This window comes from Acetobacter fabarum (assembly GCF_011516925.1).
Taxonomy (GTDB): domain Bacteria; phylum Pseudomonadota; class Alphaproteobacteria; order Acetobacterales; family Acetobacteraceae; genus Acetobacter; species Acetobacter fabarum.
Window position 1 is genome coordinate 1 of the sequence record NZ_WOTG01000025.1, and the last position, 15,905, is coordinate 15,905.

The 15,905-nt window shown below is 48.1% G+C and carries 12 protein-coding genes and 3 pseudogenes; 5 read left to right on the forward strand and 10 right to left on the reverse strand.

Annotated features, from left to right (window positions below):
* The first annotated feature begins 471 nt into the window (after positions 1-471).
* The 4 genes and pseudogenes from GOB83_RS13865 to GOB83_RS13880 all read left to right on the forward strand — a co-directional run.
* Positions 472-1,782, forward strand: coding sequence for a hypothetical protein (locus GOB83_RS13865; RefSeq protein WP_165926516.1), 1,311 nt, complete (start codon positions 472-474; stop codon positions 1,780-1,782).
* Positions 1,783-1,797: 15 nt separating this feature from the next.
* On the forward strand, positions 1,798-2,877 hold the full coding sequence (locus GOB83_RS13870) for a hypothetical protein (protein ID WP_165926517.1): 1,080 nt from the start codon (positions 1,798-1,800) through the stop codon (positions 2,875-2,877).
* A 237-nt stretch (positions 2,878-3,114) separates the two neighbouring features.
* The gene (locus tag GOB83_RS13875) at positions 3,115-4,197 is read left to right on the forward strand and encodes an IS5 family transposase (protein WP_338420640.1); all 1,083 of its coding nucleotides are present in this window, start codon (positions 3,115-3,117) and stop codon (positions 4,195-4,197) included.
* Between the two features lie 148 nt (positions 4,198-4,345).
* Positions 4,346-4,453: pseudogene (locus GOB83_RS13880) on the forward strand (IS5/IS1182 family transposase); the annotation flags it as partial.
* A gap of 33 nt (positions 4,454-4,486) precedes the next feature.
* Here the strand turns inward: GOB83_RS13880 and GOB83_RS13885 are convergent.
* Both GOB83_RS13885 and GOB83_RS13890 read right to left on the reverse strand, forming a co-directional pair.
* Positions 4,487-4,915: a hypothetical protein gene (locus tag GOB83_RS13885; RefSeq protein WP_165926519.1), complete on the reverse strand. Its 429-nt coding sequence runs from the start codon at positions 4,913-4,915 to the stop codon at positions 4,487-4,489.
* Between the two features lie 32 nt (positions 4,916-4,947).
* Entirely contained in the window at positions 4,948-7,110 is a 2,163-nt protein-coding gene (locus GOB83_RS13890; protein WP_165926520.1) for a hypothetical protein, read from the reverse strand.
* A 117-nt stretch (positions 7,111-7,227) separates the two neighbouring features.
* Between GOB83_RS13890 and GOB83_RS13895 the strand changes: the two are divergent.
* Positions 7,228-8,199 (forward strand): annotated as a pseudogene (locus GOB83_RS13895) (IS5 family transposase).
* 216 nt (positions 8,200-8,415) lie between these two features.
* Here GOB83_RS13895 and GOB83_RS13900 read toward each other — a convergent pair.
* The 8 genes and pseudogenes from GOB83_RS13900 to GOB83_RS13935 form a co-directional block, all read right to left on the reverse strand.
* Positions 8,416-9,384 (reverse strand): NAD-dependent epimerase/dehydratase family protein, encoded by a 969-nt coding sequence (locus tag GOB83_RS13900; RefSeq protein WP_165926521.1) that lies wholly within the window; start codon positions 9,382-9,384, stop codon positions 8,416-8,418.
* Positions 9,385-9,386: 2 nt separating this feature from the next.
* Positions 9,387-9,770: an EamA family transporter gene (locus GOB83_RS13905; RefSeq protein WP_165926522.1), complete on the reverse strand. Its 384-nt coding sequence runs from the start codon at positions 9,768-9,770 to the stop codon at positions 9,387-9,389.
* Positions 9,771-10,137: 367 nt separating this feature from the next.
* Positions 10,138-10,758 carry an HAD-IB family hydrolase gene (locus GOB83_RS13910; protein ID WP_165926523.1) on the reverse strand — a complete coding sequence of 207 codons (621 nt, stop codon included), beginning with the start codon at positions 10,756-10,758 and terminating at the stop codon, positions 10,138-10,140.
* Positions 10,755-11,501, reverse strand: coding sequence for an SDR family oxidoreductase (locus tag GOB83_RS13915; RefSeq protein WP_165926524.1), 747 nt, complete (start codon positions 11,499-11,501; stop codon positions 10,755-10,757). Before GOB83_RS13915 ends, GOB83_RS13910 begins: the two co-directional genes overlap by 4 nt.
* 6 nt (positions 11,502-11,507) lie before the next feature.
* Positions 11,508-12,815, reverse strand: a complete 1,308-nt coding sequence (locus tag GOB83_RS13920) for an FAD-binding oxidoreductase (protein WP_165926525.1) — start codon at positions 12,813-12,815, stop codon at positions 11,508-11,510.
* Positions 12,812-13,789: a lysylphosphatidylglycerol synthase transmembrane domain-containing protein gene (locus tag GOB83_RS13925; RefSeq protein WP_165926526.1), complete on the reverse strand. Its 978-nt coding sequence runs from the start codon at positions 13,787-13,789 to the stop codon at positions 12,812-12,814. Before GOB83_RS13925 ends, GOB83_RS13920 begins: the two co-directional genes overlap by 4 nt.
* A complete protein-coding gene (locus GOB83_RS13930) occupies positions 13,777-14,718 on the reverse strand; it encodes a decaprenyl-phosphate phosphoribosyltransferase (protein WP_198912020.1) in 942 nt (313 codons plus the stop codon). The genes GOB83_RS13925 and GOB83_RS13930 overlap by 13 nt, the downstream gene beginning before the upstream one ends.
* 154 nt (positions 14,719-14,872) lie before the next feature.
* A pseudogene (locus GOB83_RS13935) lies at positions 14,873-15,665 on the reverse strand (IS5 family transposase).
* Positions 15,666-15,905 lie beyond the last annotated feature (240 nt).

Consider the following 15,905-nt stretch of genomic DNA (forward strand, 5'->3'; position numbering starts at 1 on the left):
CCACACCGTCAGACACCCACGCTTCTTCAGTGCTGCGTTGTAGGAGGACCAGTTCGTCGTTCGGTAGCGTGTGCGCTTCGGCTTGCTCATCACTCACAGCTAACAAACTGGCTTCAAACATGGAATCCCTTGCCAGTATTTCTGCAACAAAGCCCCCCCAAGATGGACATGGAGTGAATCCTCCGCATGAAACAAGTCCGACTAAGAACGGGCTTTTAACCTAATTAAGGGACTCCTTGTAACCTGATTAAGGTTACTTTTGGTGGGGTTTGGCGGCGTGGAAGCCGGGATTCTCCTAATTAAGGAATTTCGACATTCGATCGGCTTTTTGCCCGGATTTTTTATGTCCGACAAGGGAACTTATCGGACATAAAAACGGGGGAGGGGGCTCATGACAAAGTGGTGTCCGAGATTTACTCTAATCCCCCGATAGCGTATTCTTGTGTGGTAATTTTAGATGGACCTGCATTGATGCAACACCCACTCTTAGCTCTGGCGGCCGCTTACGATCAGTCGGTGCCTCCTTCCTCTGTCCGCCCATCGCTCAAACGGCTCATGGAGGATTGGCTAGAGAGTGACCCAGGTGAAGCGATTTGCCACTATGCCGCCCATTTTTCAGTGCTGACACAGGCCTCTCAACTGGGGGAACATGGCATTCTGGAAGAGCCGCAGACCGATGCTCTCTATGGCCTTCTCGCCAGCAGCTTCTGGCATGCCAGAGTGCTGGACGATGCTTATCAGGCGTTCGAGGAAGCGACGCATGGAGTGGATGCCGATCGAAGCCCGCGCGCGTGTTATTGGTCACATCAGAGCAAACATCAGGAAGCCGAAAGTGGCTTTGATTTTGGCATCATCACGCCTTGCAGCAATCATCGTGTTAAGGTGACGCTGTTTCAGGCCAAACGCCCCGCTAATGACGCGAGCTCTGGAAAGCTATCACTTGGCTACGTAGTTCGAGAAGCAAGCGGGCTGAGGTTGCATAGAGGTCCTGCGGAGTGGAACAAGGCCTGGGACACCGTGCAGAAAAAGATCAGCGCAGCCAAGAAGTCTGAGGACCGTTCATCGTTGAGGCGCAAGAAGAAAAACCTGCAGCGTGAGAAGCAATGGTGGAGTGCTCATGCTGGTCCGCGTATGCAACTTTGTGCGCTGGCAACCATTCGCGACGCTTTGGCCAGCGGCGCAACTGTGGCTTCCGCTCTAAAGCTTTGTGAAGATCACGAGGAGTTCGCCGAATACATTGCTCGGCGTGGTAACGGCTCCCTGTTCAACAAGCGTTATGCCTATGAGCAATACTATGCCTTTCTGACCACAGCAATCAGCGGCTGGCAATGGGAAGGCTCACTGACGCATGCCAGCAGTTGGTGTTATTATGTGCAATGGGTTAACCGCAGCGCGGGTGAGCCGTGGTCGATACGGCTGGAGCATGCATTAGCCTCACTTAATACTAAACAAAACGAGAGGAATCAGCAGCCGTTCGCTGAGGTGCTGGCTGCCTCCTTGTCCTCCACGGATGGCTCCGTGGGCCTGATGATCCATGAAGATGACCTGAGCGGCCTGACTGGATTGATCAAGAGCGACTTACCCGAGATAGTCTGGGGAGCAGTAGCAGAACAGTCGGAGATTGCCCGCAATCTGCTGCTTCAATGCGGGGTGCCTGAGGGGGAAATCGTGCCCGATATTAGCCAGCCGTGTCCAAGGTCTGTGGCTCCTGTGCAGCAGCCTGAAAATGATCTCGGGAACGGTAAAGCACCTAGGCGTGAGCCCCGCTCCCCCGTTCGTTAAATCTAGCAGGGAAAGATGTCAGGGCTTAACGCATCAGTCACTGAGGCCGCATTTGCCATCGGTCGCCTCGATCAGGCCTTACATGGCCATCCGCTTCTTCCGGCAGCATTGCACCGCATGCGGCTGGATGCGGTGCGGCGGCAGGCAGGCGTGGACGGTTACGCGATCGATCCGTGGCACTTAGCGGCGGTGATCGAGCATTTGCCACTGCGCCTCGGCGACGCAGATCGTGGTGGCGTGTTTGAGGCGGCCCGCTACGCCTTTACCCAATACCAGTGGCTGGTTGCGCCAGATTTGGAACAGGAAGGCGCAGTGCAGGAGGCGATGGCCGTGTTGACGCGTAAATGGCGGGATGACAGCCCACTGCTATGCGTCGCCCGGGGGCTGCATGACTGGCTTGAAGCAGGTCACGCGCGGTCAGCGATGCGCACTGCGATCGTGCGTCATCTCGGTGCCATGCTGACACGGTTACCACTGCCGTTGACAGGGGCGGCTGCGTTGCAGGCGGATGTGCCATGGGATTTTACCGCATGGGCACCACTTTTCCTTCAGGCGTTGGCAGGGGAGGCGCGCGATGCGCTGCGTCAGCTCGGTCTCCTTGAGCATGGCTGGCTTCAGGCAAGGCAGTCAGTGGCACCTGGCCGGCGTCGGAACTCACGCGCACTCGCGGCTATCGATTTGATTGCGGCCGCGCCATTGATGTCGGCCGTCACCCTGGCCGGGCGCTTACGGATGGCACCGAAGAACGCTCTGATTTTGCTCGACCAGTTTGTTGAACAAGACATTGTCGTTGAGGTCACGCATCGCAGTGCCCGTCGGCTGTTTGGTCTGAAAGGACTGGCGCCGTTGGCTATGGAGGTTGCACTCCCCCGCAGGGCGCGACGCGGGGCTAATCGGGTTTGTGAATCAATAATCGAGAGCGCGCCGTTGCTGTCCACCGTGTCGCCGCTGGCGCGCTGGCAGCCAGACTATGCGGATCTCGAAGCAGCAATGGCGGCGGCTGATCAGGCGGTGCGCAATGCGGATATTCGTCTCAAAGCCCTGAGCTTGGATGGCCCTGTTACGATGCAAGTCCGGAGTAAAAAGGAAAGGTAGTAGAGGACCACCAGTAATGCCGCCGCAACCAAGCCAAGTATTATCGTACCGGCCGTTCATGGTCCCATCTTTGGGATTCAGGCTCCAAGTGCAGCCGTCTTCGCAGGGAAAACTGTGCTTGTTTCTGAAGGGACGGCAGACAGAAACGCGGATACCCAACCTGGAGGGTTCGAAGAACCCTCTGGTTTTGGGGCTGCCTTTGTGATTCCATTACTCATGTATTGATTGGGAGCATTGATCATGAAGCAGGCTGGCTTTTTTGATGTTGAAGAGCGGCTTGCGCGATTGAGCGGGCTTGGTGATCAGCTCGAAGCTTTTTCCCAGATTGTGGATTTTGAAGTGTTCCGACCTGATTTGGAGCAGGCTCTAGCCTATTCAACTGGGAGTAAAGGGGGGCGCCCGCCGTTTGATCCGGTACTGATGTTCAAGATCCTGGTGATCCAGACACTGAACAATCTGTCCGATGAACGGACGGAGTATCTGATCAACGACCGCCTTTCCTTCATGCGTTTCCTTGGTCTGGGGCTTTCAGATCGGGTGCCGGACGCCAAAACACTCTGGCTGTTTCGTGAACGCCTGACCCAGGCGAGCGCAATTGAAAGACTGTTTGACCGATTTGACGCGACCCTGCGCAACGCGAGCTATCTGCCGATGTCAGGACAGATCTTGGACGCAACGCTGGTGGCCGCGCCAAAGCAGCGCAACACCAACGATGAAAAGACGGCACTGCGGGAAGGACGGATTCCACAGGACTGGCAGGACAAACCATCCAAACTGTCCCACAAGGACAGGCATGCACGATGGACACTTAAATTTACCAAAGCGAAGCGGCAGGATGACGGGAGTATGCCCGCAACGGATCTGGCTATCCCGTTCTTTGGCTACAAGTCGCACGTCTCCATTGATCGGAAATTCCGGTTCATCCGCAAATGGAAGACGACGGATGCCGCCGCCAGTGATGGCGCCAGGCTACGCGAGGGCCTGCTGGATAAAACCAATACGGCCTCAAGTGTCTGGGCTGACACGGCGTATCGCTCAAAAGCCAATGAAGACTTCATGGAAAAGCACGGCTTTGTCTCAAAGGTTCACAGGAAAAAGCCGCATCTCAAACCTATGCCCCGGCATATCCAGCAATCTAATGCAGGAAAGTCGGTGATCCGATCCCGCGTCGAGCATGTCTTTGCCGATCAGAAATCGCAGACGGGATTGTTCATCCGAACTGTTGGTATCACCCGGGCCACCATGAGGATCAGGCTGGCCAATATCGTCTACAATATGCGCCGGTTCCTCTTCTTGGAGCGGATCAGCACCGCAGCGTAGCTATCAAACGGGTAACAGCTCCCAATCTGCTCAAAACGCAGATCAAAAGAAACGTCAATCAGCAGGCCAAAGGCTCAAAATCACAAGCAAGGCACACCAATTCACGGTTCTTCGATCACTCCGGGTTTTTCGAACTCTCCATCTGTATAAGCTGAAAGACTGGCGACGGGTGGCAACACGATATGACCGATGCGCTCATACCTTTATGTCCGCAATCCACATCGCAGCAAGCTTCATCTTCTATCTTAAAGAATGAGTCCTGATCCTAAAGGGTTTGGTTCACTCCATTTTATTTTTTAAAGTGCATATAAAATTTTGTTGAGATCCAACCGAACGATGCATTTTGGGTAAACCATACGTTCGTATTTCCATCTGTTACAGCCATCATATCTCCAGGAATTAGCATAAATGGTGATATTTCTTGTGCTTCTATCCATTTACACCTGCTCGAGGAAAAGATTTTATTATAATATTTACTCCGCAATTTATGATCAAATGCATCTTTTTTTAATTTATCATATAGTTTATTTAACATATATTCATTTATATCCATTTCGTTATCAATATTATTTTGAACTTCTCGCCAAAATAGTTCCGCACTATCCGGGCTATCACAAATGAAAATTTTTTCTATCCGATCTTTAGAAAAACATTCCTTTGCGTGAAGAATTAAAAAAGAAAGAATTAAAAAAGAAAACATGAATTTTCTAAATTTCAAGGTATCATCTCCCACCTATAGGAAAATAAACTTCAAACATTTTTTTTCCATAGAGTATTTAAACTAACAACAATTATCGTTAATAATGAACTGAAAATTAACAATAAAACCGAAAATTTAAAGTAAGGCATATGATAAGATAAATCTAACGTTCCAGAAGATTGATCTGCGGGAAGATCAACAGAGACCATAAAGCCAGCAAAAGGAGAAACTGGTACTGGAGCGCCATTAAAGGTAGCAACATAACCTGGCCAATATGTGCGTGCAAAAATTAACTTATTTACATTCCGTGACGACAGAATCAAAATCTCATGATTCCCCATAGCAATGGATGGTTCACTGATTGATACTCCCTTCAAAGGCCAAGAAAGTGTTCCAGGAAGTATCTGATTGGGTAATTCATGTGAAAAGACAGTTGAATATTTTTTATTTTCAATCTTTCTCCACCCTTGTGTTTTTACCCGATCGAATATGTCTGCTTGTTCGCCATTGAAAGCAATAACATTTTTAACTCTCATTAAGTCAAAAAAAGATAAGCCTGTTGTTGGTTCTATTTCTAAGCCTCTAATGCCAGCTTCAATAGGGGTCGTACCATGCACAGGAGTATATTTTCTCACCTCGTAAAAAAATCTTCTAGAAAGCCCAGATTGTTTAATGGGTGAATATCCATTTACGCTTGGTTTATTCTGCGCCAACCCGATATTACCAAACCATATATCTTTAATATATTTATCACTATTCTGCTGCCATCTTTTATTGAAAACATCATCAACCAAACACATGTTGTAATAAGGGTTAACGGAGTTGAGATTTATTTGTTCTGACACTTCGGGGAATATTTGCCAATCAGGAGTTACACTATTGTAAAAACCACCTGTAGCTCGTGAGAACACAGAGAAAATAACTGTAATTAATATCCAATAACTGATAGGCATATTTTTTTTAGCTATACGAATTCCAAAATACATACAAAAAATAAACGAAACAAATATAAAGATTCTTTTATTGGGGTTTTGTAATGCACTTACCAAGTCTAATGAAAATAATGTAATGGCAAAAAAATAAATCCTATATCGAGAAATGTATTTACATTTAAATTTATCAAACAAATACAACATAGATATAATAAGAAATATTTGGAAAAATGCTATATATCTAAACGGCAAGCGAAGCGGACCAAAATGTTCCGGACCTTGTGTCATAATTACAAAAATAAACATTGAAATTGCCACAGTAAGAAATTTGGAAGACAGGTTTCTTACATTCTTCCAATCAATAAAAAACATTAGGGGCAGTATGAACCATGCAATATAAAAATGCGCAGCTTTAAAATTTCGATATGACATCATAATCATATGAGATGGATGAACAGGATTGGAGAAATAAAATAGATCGCCAATCTGAGGTATTAAAGATCCAGCGCTAAACAGAGTTGTTGTATTCCTATCGGAAACGGATAGCATAGCCATTGACGGTAGAAAAGATATCAAAGCGGCTAGAGCTCCCAATATAATTGCAATCATAGGTAAAAAAGATGCAAATGTTTTGCGTTTAAATATCTCTAAACAGGAATATATTCCTCCAAAAACAAAGAAAGCAACAATCGTCTGTGGAAATCCTACCGTAATCATAAGATAAACTGACACCACGGCACCTAGGAAATATCCTCTCGTTTGATCCGCTTTCAATGTGAAAGCCATAGCCCACAACATAAAAGATATAGATGTAAACTGAGGGAACCAACTCGAAGCATACCAATAATATATGAAATTATTGGTTACGATCGCCACAGAAGCGACATATGAATATTTATCAGAAGCACCTACAGCCTTGGAAAGGAAAAACATTCCAGAGGAAAGTATGCCATAATGTATTATAGCCATAAATGCGGCCGCATATGGCATATATGAAATAAAAGTAATTGAGGAATATAATATTATTTCAATTGGATTGAATATTCCATATTGAAATTCTCCTATTATATTTCCGCCAAACCATGTATGTGTGGTGATAAATGGAACAAAATATTCTTGTGTAATAGTTCGTCCAATTGCATAAAACATTGGCATATATTGGGCTTGCATATCATCACGACAATATGCATCACCATGTATCAGAACGGGAATTGTTGATAAAAATATTCCTATCATAAAACTGATTATAATATTTTTATAAGTTTTGTTTTCCAATTCCACGTTGAACCTTCTTTAGGAGATAAATAAAGATTAATAATTATATACCTATTTCGTGGAATATTCAATAATTTTTTGAATGCTCTATAGGGGCCGCCTGTTGAAGAGCGGTTTGCTCGACTGAGTGGGCTTGGTGATCAGCTCGAAGCGTTTTTCCGGACTGTGGATTTTGAGGTGTTCCCCCCTGATCTGGAGCAGGCTCTGGCCTATTCAACTGGGAGTAAAGGCGGGCGACCATCATTTGATCCGGTGCTGATGTTCAAGATCCTGGTTATCCAGACGTTGAACAATTTATCTGATGAGCGGATGGAGTATCTGATCAACGACCGTCTGTCCTTCATGCGCTTCCTAGGACTGGGCCTGTCGGATCGGGTGCCGGATGCCAAAACGGTCTGGCTATTTCGCGAGCGTCTGACACAGGCGGGTGCGATTGAAAGTCTGTTCAATCGCTTTGACGCTACTTTGAGGAACGCCGGTTATCTGCCGATGTCAGGCCAGATCCTGGACACAACACTGGTGGCTGCTCCAAAGCAATGCAAACGCTTAGAAAGCCGATCTTCGGGAGGGACGGCTCCCACAGGACATGCCGGCAAAGCTGCCGCATAAGGACCGTCACGCGCGCTGGACACTGAAATTCACGAAAGCAAAACGGCAGGATGACGGAACGATCCCTGCAATGGACCTCGGTATCCCGTTTGTTGGCTACAAGTCGCACATCTCCATCGACCGGAAGTTCCGGTTCATCCGGAAATGAAAGATGACGGATGCCGTCGCCAGTGATAGCGCGCGATTGAGAAAGGGGCTGTTGGATAAACCAATACGGCCTCAAACGTCTGAACTGACACGGCGTATCGCTCAAAAGCCAATGAAGACTTCATGGAAAAGCAGTGCTTTGTCTCAAAGGTTCACAGGAAGAAGCCGCATCTCAAGGCTATGCCCCGATATGTCCAGAAATCGAATGCTGGAAAGTCCGTGATCCGGTCCCGCGTCGAGCATGTCTTTGCCGACCAGAAATCACAGATCGAGCTGGCCAATATCGTCTATAATATGCGCCGCTTCCTCTTCCTGGAACGGATCAGCGCGAGCGCATAGCTATCCAGCGGGTGATCTTCCCGGATACACTCAAAACGCAGAGCGAAAATCAGTTTCAGGAACCGTTAATCAAATCGCCAAAAGCCCAAAATAAGAACCAAGGCACATCAATTAACGGTTCTTCGATCGCTCCAGGGCGCTCATCATCAGTCTACTTGCAGTAGCCTGAATCAAAACTCCCTGTGCCTTTGTAGTGCATCATGAATTAATTCCAAATTAAGAAATAATTTTCAGAAAAGAATCATAAGCCATATTCATCATCTGAATATCATCATGCGAAGGAGACCAACCCAACTCTGTTCTAGTCGCCGTCGTATCAAGCAGAATATCAGCATCGGCTATCTCGAACTGCTCTGGATATAGAAGTGTAAGTCCAAGCTTATCGAGGATTGCCAAAAGCACTTTTAACGGTGCAGCAGGAACTGCTAGCAGTTTTGAGCGGGAGTGTGCGTGGCGAATAATTCCATCTAACAACTCTCTAGTGGTAGGGGGATGTTCAGAACCCAAGTTAAAAGGACCTGAAGGACACCCTTTTGTTACTGCCAGAATAGCAGCTCGTGCACAATCTTCGACCCCAACCATTTGATAACGATTTTTCCCATCTCCAATCATTGGAACAGGCAACCCTTTATGGATTAGATAAAACAGCTTACCTAAAATACCCAATCGGCCATAGCCCGTTATTAAACGAGGTCTGAAAATTGTCGCGCTAATGCCCTCAGCAGATCTCAAAATACATTCAGCTTGTAATTTACTGCGTCCATATGACCCGAGGGGATTCTGAGGATAATCCGGCGGAATCGGGCAGACTTTAGGCTTGCCATAAGTCATATCTGTTGAGAAAAAAACAAGTAAGCGCGTTGAGGCGGCCTGCATTGCGTGTACAATATTGTGAGTTCCCACAACATTGACGTCATTAAACCATGCATCGCGCCCTGTCCGTGGTACAGTATTAGCAAACTGTCTTGCCGCGAGGTGGTAGACAACATCATCCGGTCTCAATTTTAATTGAGCAAGATCAGCAGGAGACCGGATATCACCTTGAATTAGTTTAATTTTTTTAGATAAATTAGGGTCGTTTATAGGCTGAATATCAAAATTAATAATTTCCGCATCTTGCTCAAGCAACTGTCGTATGAGAACTTTACCTGTAAAGCCGCTTCCTCCAGTGATGATATGTCGCATGTTTATGCACTCCTCGAAATGACAATAATGCCCGCACATATCACAAAGATACCTACCATCCGCATACCATTAACATGCTCACCCAAAAATAAATATCCAATCAGTGCTGCGATAAGGTATCCAATTGATAGCAGTGGATACGCAAGACTCACCTCAACTTTACCTAAAACCGCCATCCATGCGCCAATACTAATAATATAAAAAAACATTCCACTCAAAAACCATGCATTAAGCCCTAGTGAAATTAGAAATGGTAATAGAGAAGGTAACGAATTTGGCAATGTGCCAATGGTTAACATTGTTTTTCGCAGAGAGATTTGGGCCAATGCGTTCAATGTCACACTAAATAAAGCAAGGAAAAAAGTATTTATATTCATGCACACCATAAAAAATAGAAATCCATACATGATGTATCTTCTAAAATATCAAAGAAGCTAATCATCAGTATAACTTCTAATTTTTACCTCCTATTAGAAATTTCCCATATTGATAAAATCTCTAGCACTCAAAAATATTTTTTGGCAAGTTTAAATTCAAAATTTAACAAGACCAAATTTTATTTTTTAATAGTATAACTTATTCAATTAATATAAATAATATTCAAATAATTTAACTTATCTTTTCAAGATATACCTACATTGAAAAATTTCCAGAATTAGAATATCTCAACACAAGTCAATATATGATGTGTTGTAGTTGCAATTAGAATTAACGCCTCGAAAATTCTTGTCATTTCACAACCTCCACATCATTTTATTTAATTGATTTTATTTCATTTTTGACCAAATATCCTTCATTCGCAAATCGAAGCAAGGGCATGTCGCCAGATGAATCTCCATATGCTGTAATATAGTCATACTTATGTCCGAGGCTTGATATATATTCTTTTATGCGATGTACCTTCTCTATTCCGTAACAGTTATTGCCTTGCAATTGGCCCGTGACCCTCTGCTTTTGATCGACGGCCAATGAAGAGCAAAGCACATCATGAAATCCCGTCGCGCGGGCCCAGGGAACAAGATAGAGGTCGAGGGACGCACTGAGCAGTATACAGTCTTCCCCCTGCGCCTGATGTGCGCGCAGGCGTGCCATCATATCTGCTCGAAGCATGGTAGGAATGTTGTCGTGTGCAAACGCACAGCCTGCGGCCCGCAGGCGGTCAAGGGGAAGGCCGCCCAGCGTATAACGTAGCAGGCGTTGTTTGGCTGTATCATTCGGGATGCATTTCAAGGCGTAGCCAGCCAACCAGGGGAGGCTTTTCGTCATACCCCAGCCTAAACCCCAATACCCTCTGACGGCGCGAAGAAAAGGAATAAGAGAGTCGTGCCGCGTGAGTGTGCTGTCAAAATCAAACAGAGCCAGTTTACGCGTCACAGGGCAAGCTTTCTGAAGATCGCTTCGGGAATGGACCGAATGATCAGCATGATAATCCGCCAGAACCACGGCAGATAGACCACATTCCGTTTCCGTTTAACGGCCTGAATAATTCCTTGACCAATCTGGCCCGGTGTCGACCACAAAACGCCTTTTGTGGGAATATGTGCTGTCATCGGGGTATCAACAAAGCCGGGTTTGATGGTCAACACCGTAACGGAAGCCTTGGCCATACGATTGCGCAGCCCTTGCAGAAAAATATCCACCATGCCTTTGGCTGCTCCATAAACATAATTGCTCTGCCGCCCGCGATCACCTGCCACGGAGCCAATGACTGCGATTGTTCCTTCACGCTGTGGTTCAAACAGGTTGGCGGCCAGCGTGGTGAGCGAGATAACGCTGAGCGCATTTGTCCGGATTTCCTGCATTGTTAGTTCAACCGAGGCCTCGCAGGCTTTCTGGTCAGGTAGGGAGCCGTGTGCAACCAGCACAATATCAGGTGCGCCAAGGGCCTGAGCTGCCTGAGCGTATAGCGCCTCATGCGTAGAAAAATCATTAAGGTCGGCCGTGGCCGTGGCGATTGTCTGCTTCTGCGTGCTCCGGACCATCAGGTCGGTGCGCATAATCTCCAGTTTGTCTGCATTGCGACCAACCAGAAAAAGATTATGACCTGCCGCGAGCCAATCCCGCGCGCATGCAGTTGCAATGGCCGATGTGGCACCGAATATAACGATATTGCTCATTCAAGGTTATCCCTCAGGTTCATTTACTCGTGACCAGAACCCCGAGGAAAATCGAGGGTCAACAAAAGGCAGCATTTTCTCCCATTGAGGGAACCCGCGGCGGAACATGGCTGCCGACATGCGGGCGTCTTTGGCTGGATACAAGGCTCCCCCGGCTGATGCAACAACGCTGTCCAGGCGATTCAGCAATTGTAAGGTCTTCTCACCCATATTGGGGAAATCCAGCGCCAACGTGGCTCCGGGGCGCGGGAAGGAAAGTGTCCCCATGGCGGGGCGGGTGCCGAAAGTTTTGAGCACGGCCAGAAACGACCCCATGCCAGAACGTGAAATCTGACGCATTAGCTCAGCGAGTCCGTCGGCCGAGACCTGTGGTGGCAGAACGCACTGATACTGATAGAACGCTTTGGTGCCGTAGATACGGTTCAGGTTTTCTATCGCGTCCAGAGGATAAAAATAAGGCACATAGTGTGCCACGTACCGATCACGGGGAAGTTTCTGCCGGTAGTAAATCTCATTAAACGCTTTGAGCGAGAGACTGTTGATACATGAGAACGGCAGGTCCACCGGCACGGTGCGGTGGCGGCTTTTCCATACGGGCAATTCCGGTTGCGGCGGCGCATGCTGCCCCGCAAACAGAATACCCCGCCCGTTCTGGCGAGTGCAGTCTATCCAAGCGACGGTATAGGGCCATTCGCGTTCAGCGCGTGCATTGAGGTGCCAGAACTCATCCAGTGTCGAAAATCGATAAGCCTGCGTTACCATGAACGGATTGGCAATAGGTAGCAGATCAAAAGTAACCTGCGTGATCAGACCAGTCAGGCCCAGCCCCCCAATTGTAGCGGCGAACCAATCCGCATTCTGTTCGGTCGAACAGATCAGACGCTGCCCATCGGAACGCAGGAGTTCAAACGAACGAACATGATTACCGAAACTCCCGGTATCGTGGTGGTTCTTGCCATGCACATCGTTTGCGACACAGCCCCCCACCGTTACAAAGCGTGTGCCAGGGGTTACGGGAGGGAACCAGCCCTGAGGGGTAACCAGATCAAGAATATCCGCAAGGATTACTCCGCCTTCGCAGGTAATGCGGCCACGCTCCCGATCGAAGGCAATCATATGATCCAGCGCGCGGGTACGGATTACGGCTGCATCCGGGTTCAGGCAGACATCACCATAACTACGGCCGTTACCAAAGGGAATGCAAGTTTCTTTCCCCGGGGGTAAAGGCAGGCAAGCTGTGCGTGCCTGTATATCAAGAACGTGCTGATGCCTTACAGCAGGCAGACGGTTCCAAGATTTGATGTCGTCTCTCATGGGGCGAGTTGCGGTGTTGATAGCATCAATTGCCTGCGTCCCACTAACAGCACTACGAGACCAAGACACACGGCAAACCACAGTGTCGTAAGACGGATGATGATGGTTGCCGCAACGGAATCGACACTGGAGACGCCTACTATGACCAGCAGCGCAGTCATAGCTGCCTCGGCGCTCCCGAGCCCGCCAGGTATGAAGCTTATGCCGCCGACCAGCATGCCCAACGCATATATGGACATTGACGTCCACAACCCGACATCCGCTCCCATGCGCTCGAGCACGAGGTGAAAGGCAAAAGCCTCGGCTGACCATGCCGCGAGCGAAAGGGGCAGCACCATCAAGATAACATCGGTCGTATAGCACTTCCTGGCTGCAATTAACATATCAAGCAGATGCCGTAGCACCCTGACGGTTTTGGACTGGCTGGCAGAAATCCATGTCGTGATAGTTTCCAGTATGCGCCCGTACAGCACGACGAACCCGAAAATGAAGATCATGACAAGACAGAGAACTGCTACGGGGCGGGCGGGGGGATATAGCGACAGACCAGGCAGCCCGATCACTATGATGGCTATCATGTCAGAGAGGCGCTCGCTCAGTAAAGCTGCAATACTGCTTGAAAACGGCATACCGCGTCTTTCAAGGAAGACGCCACGCAGCAATTCCCCCGCCTTGCCGGGTGTGGTGGTGAGGGCGAAGCCGGAAAAATAAATCAGAGCGCTATCGACATTCCCCATCCTGTGGCCCAACCTAGATAGGTAGATCTGCCAGCGTACGAAGCGTAGTCCGTAATTGATCAGCGACAGGGCAACGGCCAGAACAACACCCCCCGCACCGACCATACCGAGGGCATGAAGGACCTCACTCCAGCCTGCCCAGAGGGAAAACCCCAGATACCCGACCGCTGCCAGCACACCGGATAGGACAATGCCGCGACTGAGCGCCTGCCGAGATGGAATTTTTATACTGGCCATGCAATGACACCTATCGTGACCATAAGCCAGAGCAACCCAGTTATCAGTAGGTGCGGATCGCGCAGCATGTCACGCGCGGTATCATTGCCGCCAGTCCCCCGATGCAGGAGAAAAAGATAGCGGAAAATGCCATAAACCACGAAGGGAACCGTATAGATCAGATTTGTCGTGTGATGCCGTGCCACGGTTTCAGGTGAGACAGTATACAAGCTATAGCAAATGATGGTGCAGGCGGCGCTGATAGCCGTAAACTGCTCAATCATTTCAGGAGAATAGTCATCCAGCACGCGACGGATGGAAGCGGGGTTGAGATCGTCGCTGTTTTCAAGTGCCAACAGTTCAGCTCGCCGCTTCGCAAACCCAAGGAAAAGAGTCAGCATGAGGCCACAGAGCAGTATCCACGATGTGGCATGAATACCTAGCCCTACCGTACCGATCAAGATGCGCAGCATGAATCCTGAAGAAATCAAGAACACATCAATGACGGGAACATGTTTCCAACGCAGCGAGTATCCAATATTAATAATCATATAGAGAACTAAAAATGCCAAAGCCCAAAGACTGATAACAAAGCCTAAAAACAATGCAAATGCGGTAAGGATAATATTCAGAGCAATAGCTTCCCTTACGGATACTTTCCCGCATGCTATTGGCCTACTACACTTTACTGGGTGTTTCCTATCAGAATTTACATCAATTATGTCATTAAAAATATATATTGAACTCGCCATCGCCGAAAAAGCGATGAACGCCAGAAAATCTTTTTGAAGAAGATCGTATTCCCGGATATTGTAGAATAAGGGACCAGCAAAAACAAAAAAGTTTTTTATATATTGATGTGGTCGGCATAGGCGCGCAACGTATAGGATTTTCATTGGTATATCTAATTGTAAATGACTGCTTGTTAAGAAGCCGATATTGATCCGCAAGTCAAGACTGCTGAGCGTAAGAAACTCTCCATTTTTGTTGGCATAAGATATATTACGCGATTAATTTGCCCCTGCGTATAGTTGGAATTTTCACCTACAGCGAAGCAGAAATTTTCGATTTGACGTCCCCTGCCCGCTCTTGGGATTTACCAACTTAATTTGTATTATGGGTAAATGTTAGGCTCAGGACATATAGCCAGAAGATAAAGGTTGCGGCGAGACAGATGACTGAAAAGAAGACAGTCCGGCGTCTGTCGTAGCGGGTTGCGACCTACCGCCAGTTCTTGATTCGTCTGAACATGATCTTGCTGCGATTGCGGCCTTTATATTTTCTCTCATTGCATTTGACTGATTTTCCGCGAGATTTGCGTCCTGGAATGCAGGGCTTTATATCTTTTTCTTTCAGGGTGTCTCTGAACCAGTCGGAGTCATACCTGCGATCTCCCTGCACCTGTTGTGCTGCAGGAAGACTGTCTAGCGAAGCAGCGGCACCGGTATGGTCGCTGATCAGCCCCACAGTCATGAAAAAGCTCAGCGGCCATCTGTTCTGATCGGCGGCCGCATGCAGTTTGGTATTCATACCGCCTTTGGTGTGACCGGTCAGGCGGCCTGAATCCCCTTTTATAGCTGCAGGCTCGAAGCCATGCGGTGCACCATGAGATACATCGCATCAATCATAATCGTCTGAGGTTCGGTTTTCGCGGCAGACAGGCCATCCATCATCCGCACAAAAATGCCCATGTCGCCCCAATGCTTCCAGCGGTTGTAGAGCGTCTTGTGTGGACCGTATTCCCGGGGGCATCACGCCAGCGCAGACCATTTCTGTTCACGAAGATGATCCCGCTCAACACACGACGGACATCAACGCGAGGTTTACCATGGCTCTTCGGGAAAAAGGACCGCAGACAATCCATCTGCTCTTCCGCTAGCCAATACAGGTCATTCATCTTCAATCTCCTCAAGGAGCCTGAATCACATCCTGTCGCACATATCAATGGGGACTGAGCCTGGATTATGGGGAACATTTCTTAATACTGCGCGCCCCTACCCATGACACATAAGGAACAGTTTGCCCCGACTCTGTTGCACAATTCCAGCGATTGGGCGTGCTGCAATCTTTGAGGGGTTTTCTTACGCGACAGGGTGCGTGAGGGGGATTCCGAGGGCTGTGAAGCGATTGAGGACAG

Bases quoted from the DNA above. Each gene is read 5' to 3' on its own strand.
- GOB83_RS13925 (WP_165926526.1), bottom strand. From the start codon at position 13,789: ATGGCCAGTATAAAAATTCCATCTCGGCAGGCGCTCAGTCGCGGCATT.
- GOB83_RS13920 (WP_165926525.1), bottom strand. From the start codon at position 12,815: ATGAGAGACGACATCAAATCTTGGAACCGTCTGCCTGCTGTAAGGCAT.
- GOB83_RS13900 (WP_165926521.1), bottom strand. From the start codon at position 9,384: ATGCGACATATCATCACTGGAGGAAGCGGCTTTACAGGTAAAGTTCTC.
- GOB83_RS13915 (WP_165926524.1), bottom strand. From the start codon at position 11,501: ATGAGCAATATCGTTATATTCGGTGCCACATCGGCCATTGCAACTGCA.
- GOB83_RS13905 (WP_165926522.1), bottom strand. From the start codon at position 9,770: ATGGTGTGCATGAATATAAATACTTTTTTCCTTGCTTTATTTAGTGTG.
- GOB83_RS13870 (WP_165926517.1), top strand. From the start codon at position 1,798: ATGTCAGGGCTTAACGCATCAGTCACTGAGGCCGCATTTGCCATCGGT.
- GOB83_RS13865 (WP_165926516.1), top strand. From the start codon at position 472: ATGCAACACCCACTCTTAGCTCTGGCGGCCGCTTACGATCAGTCGGTG.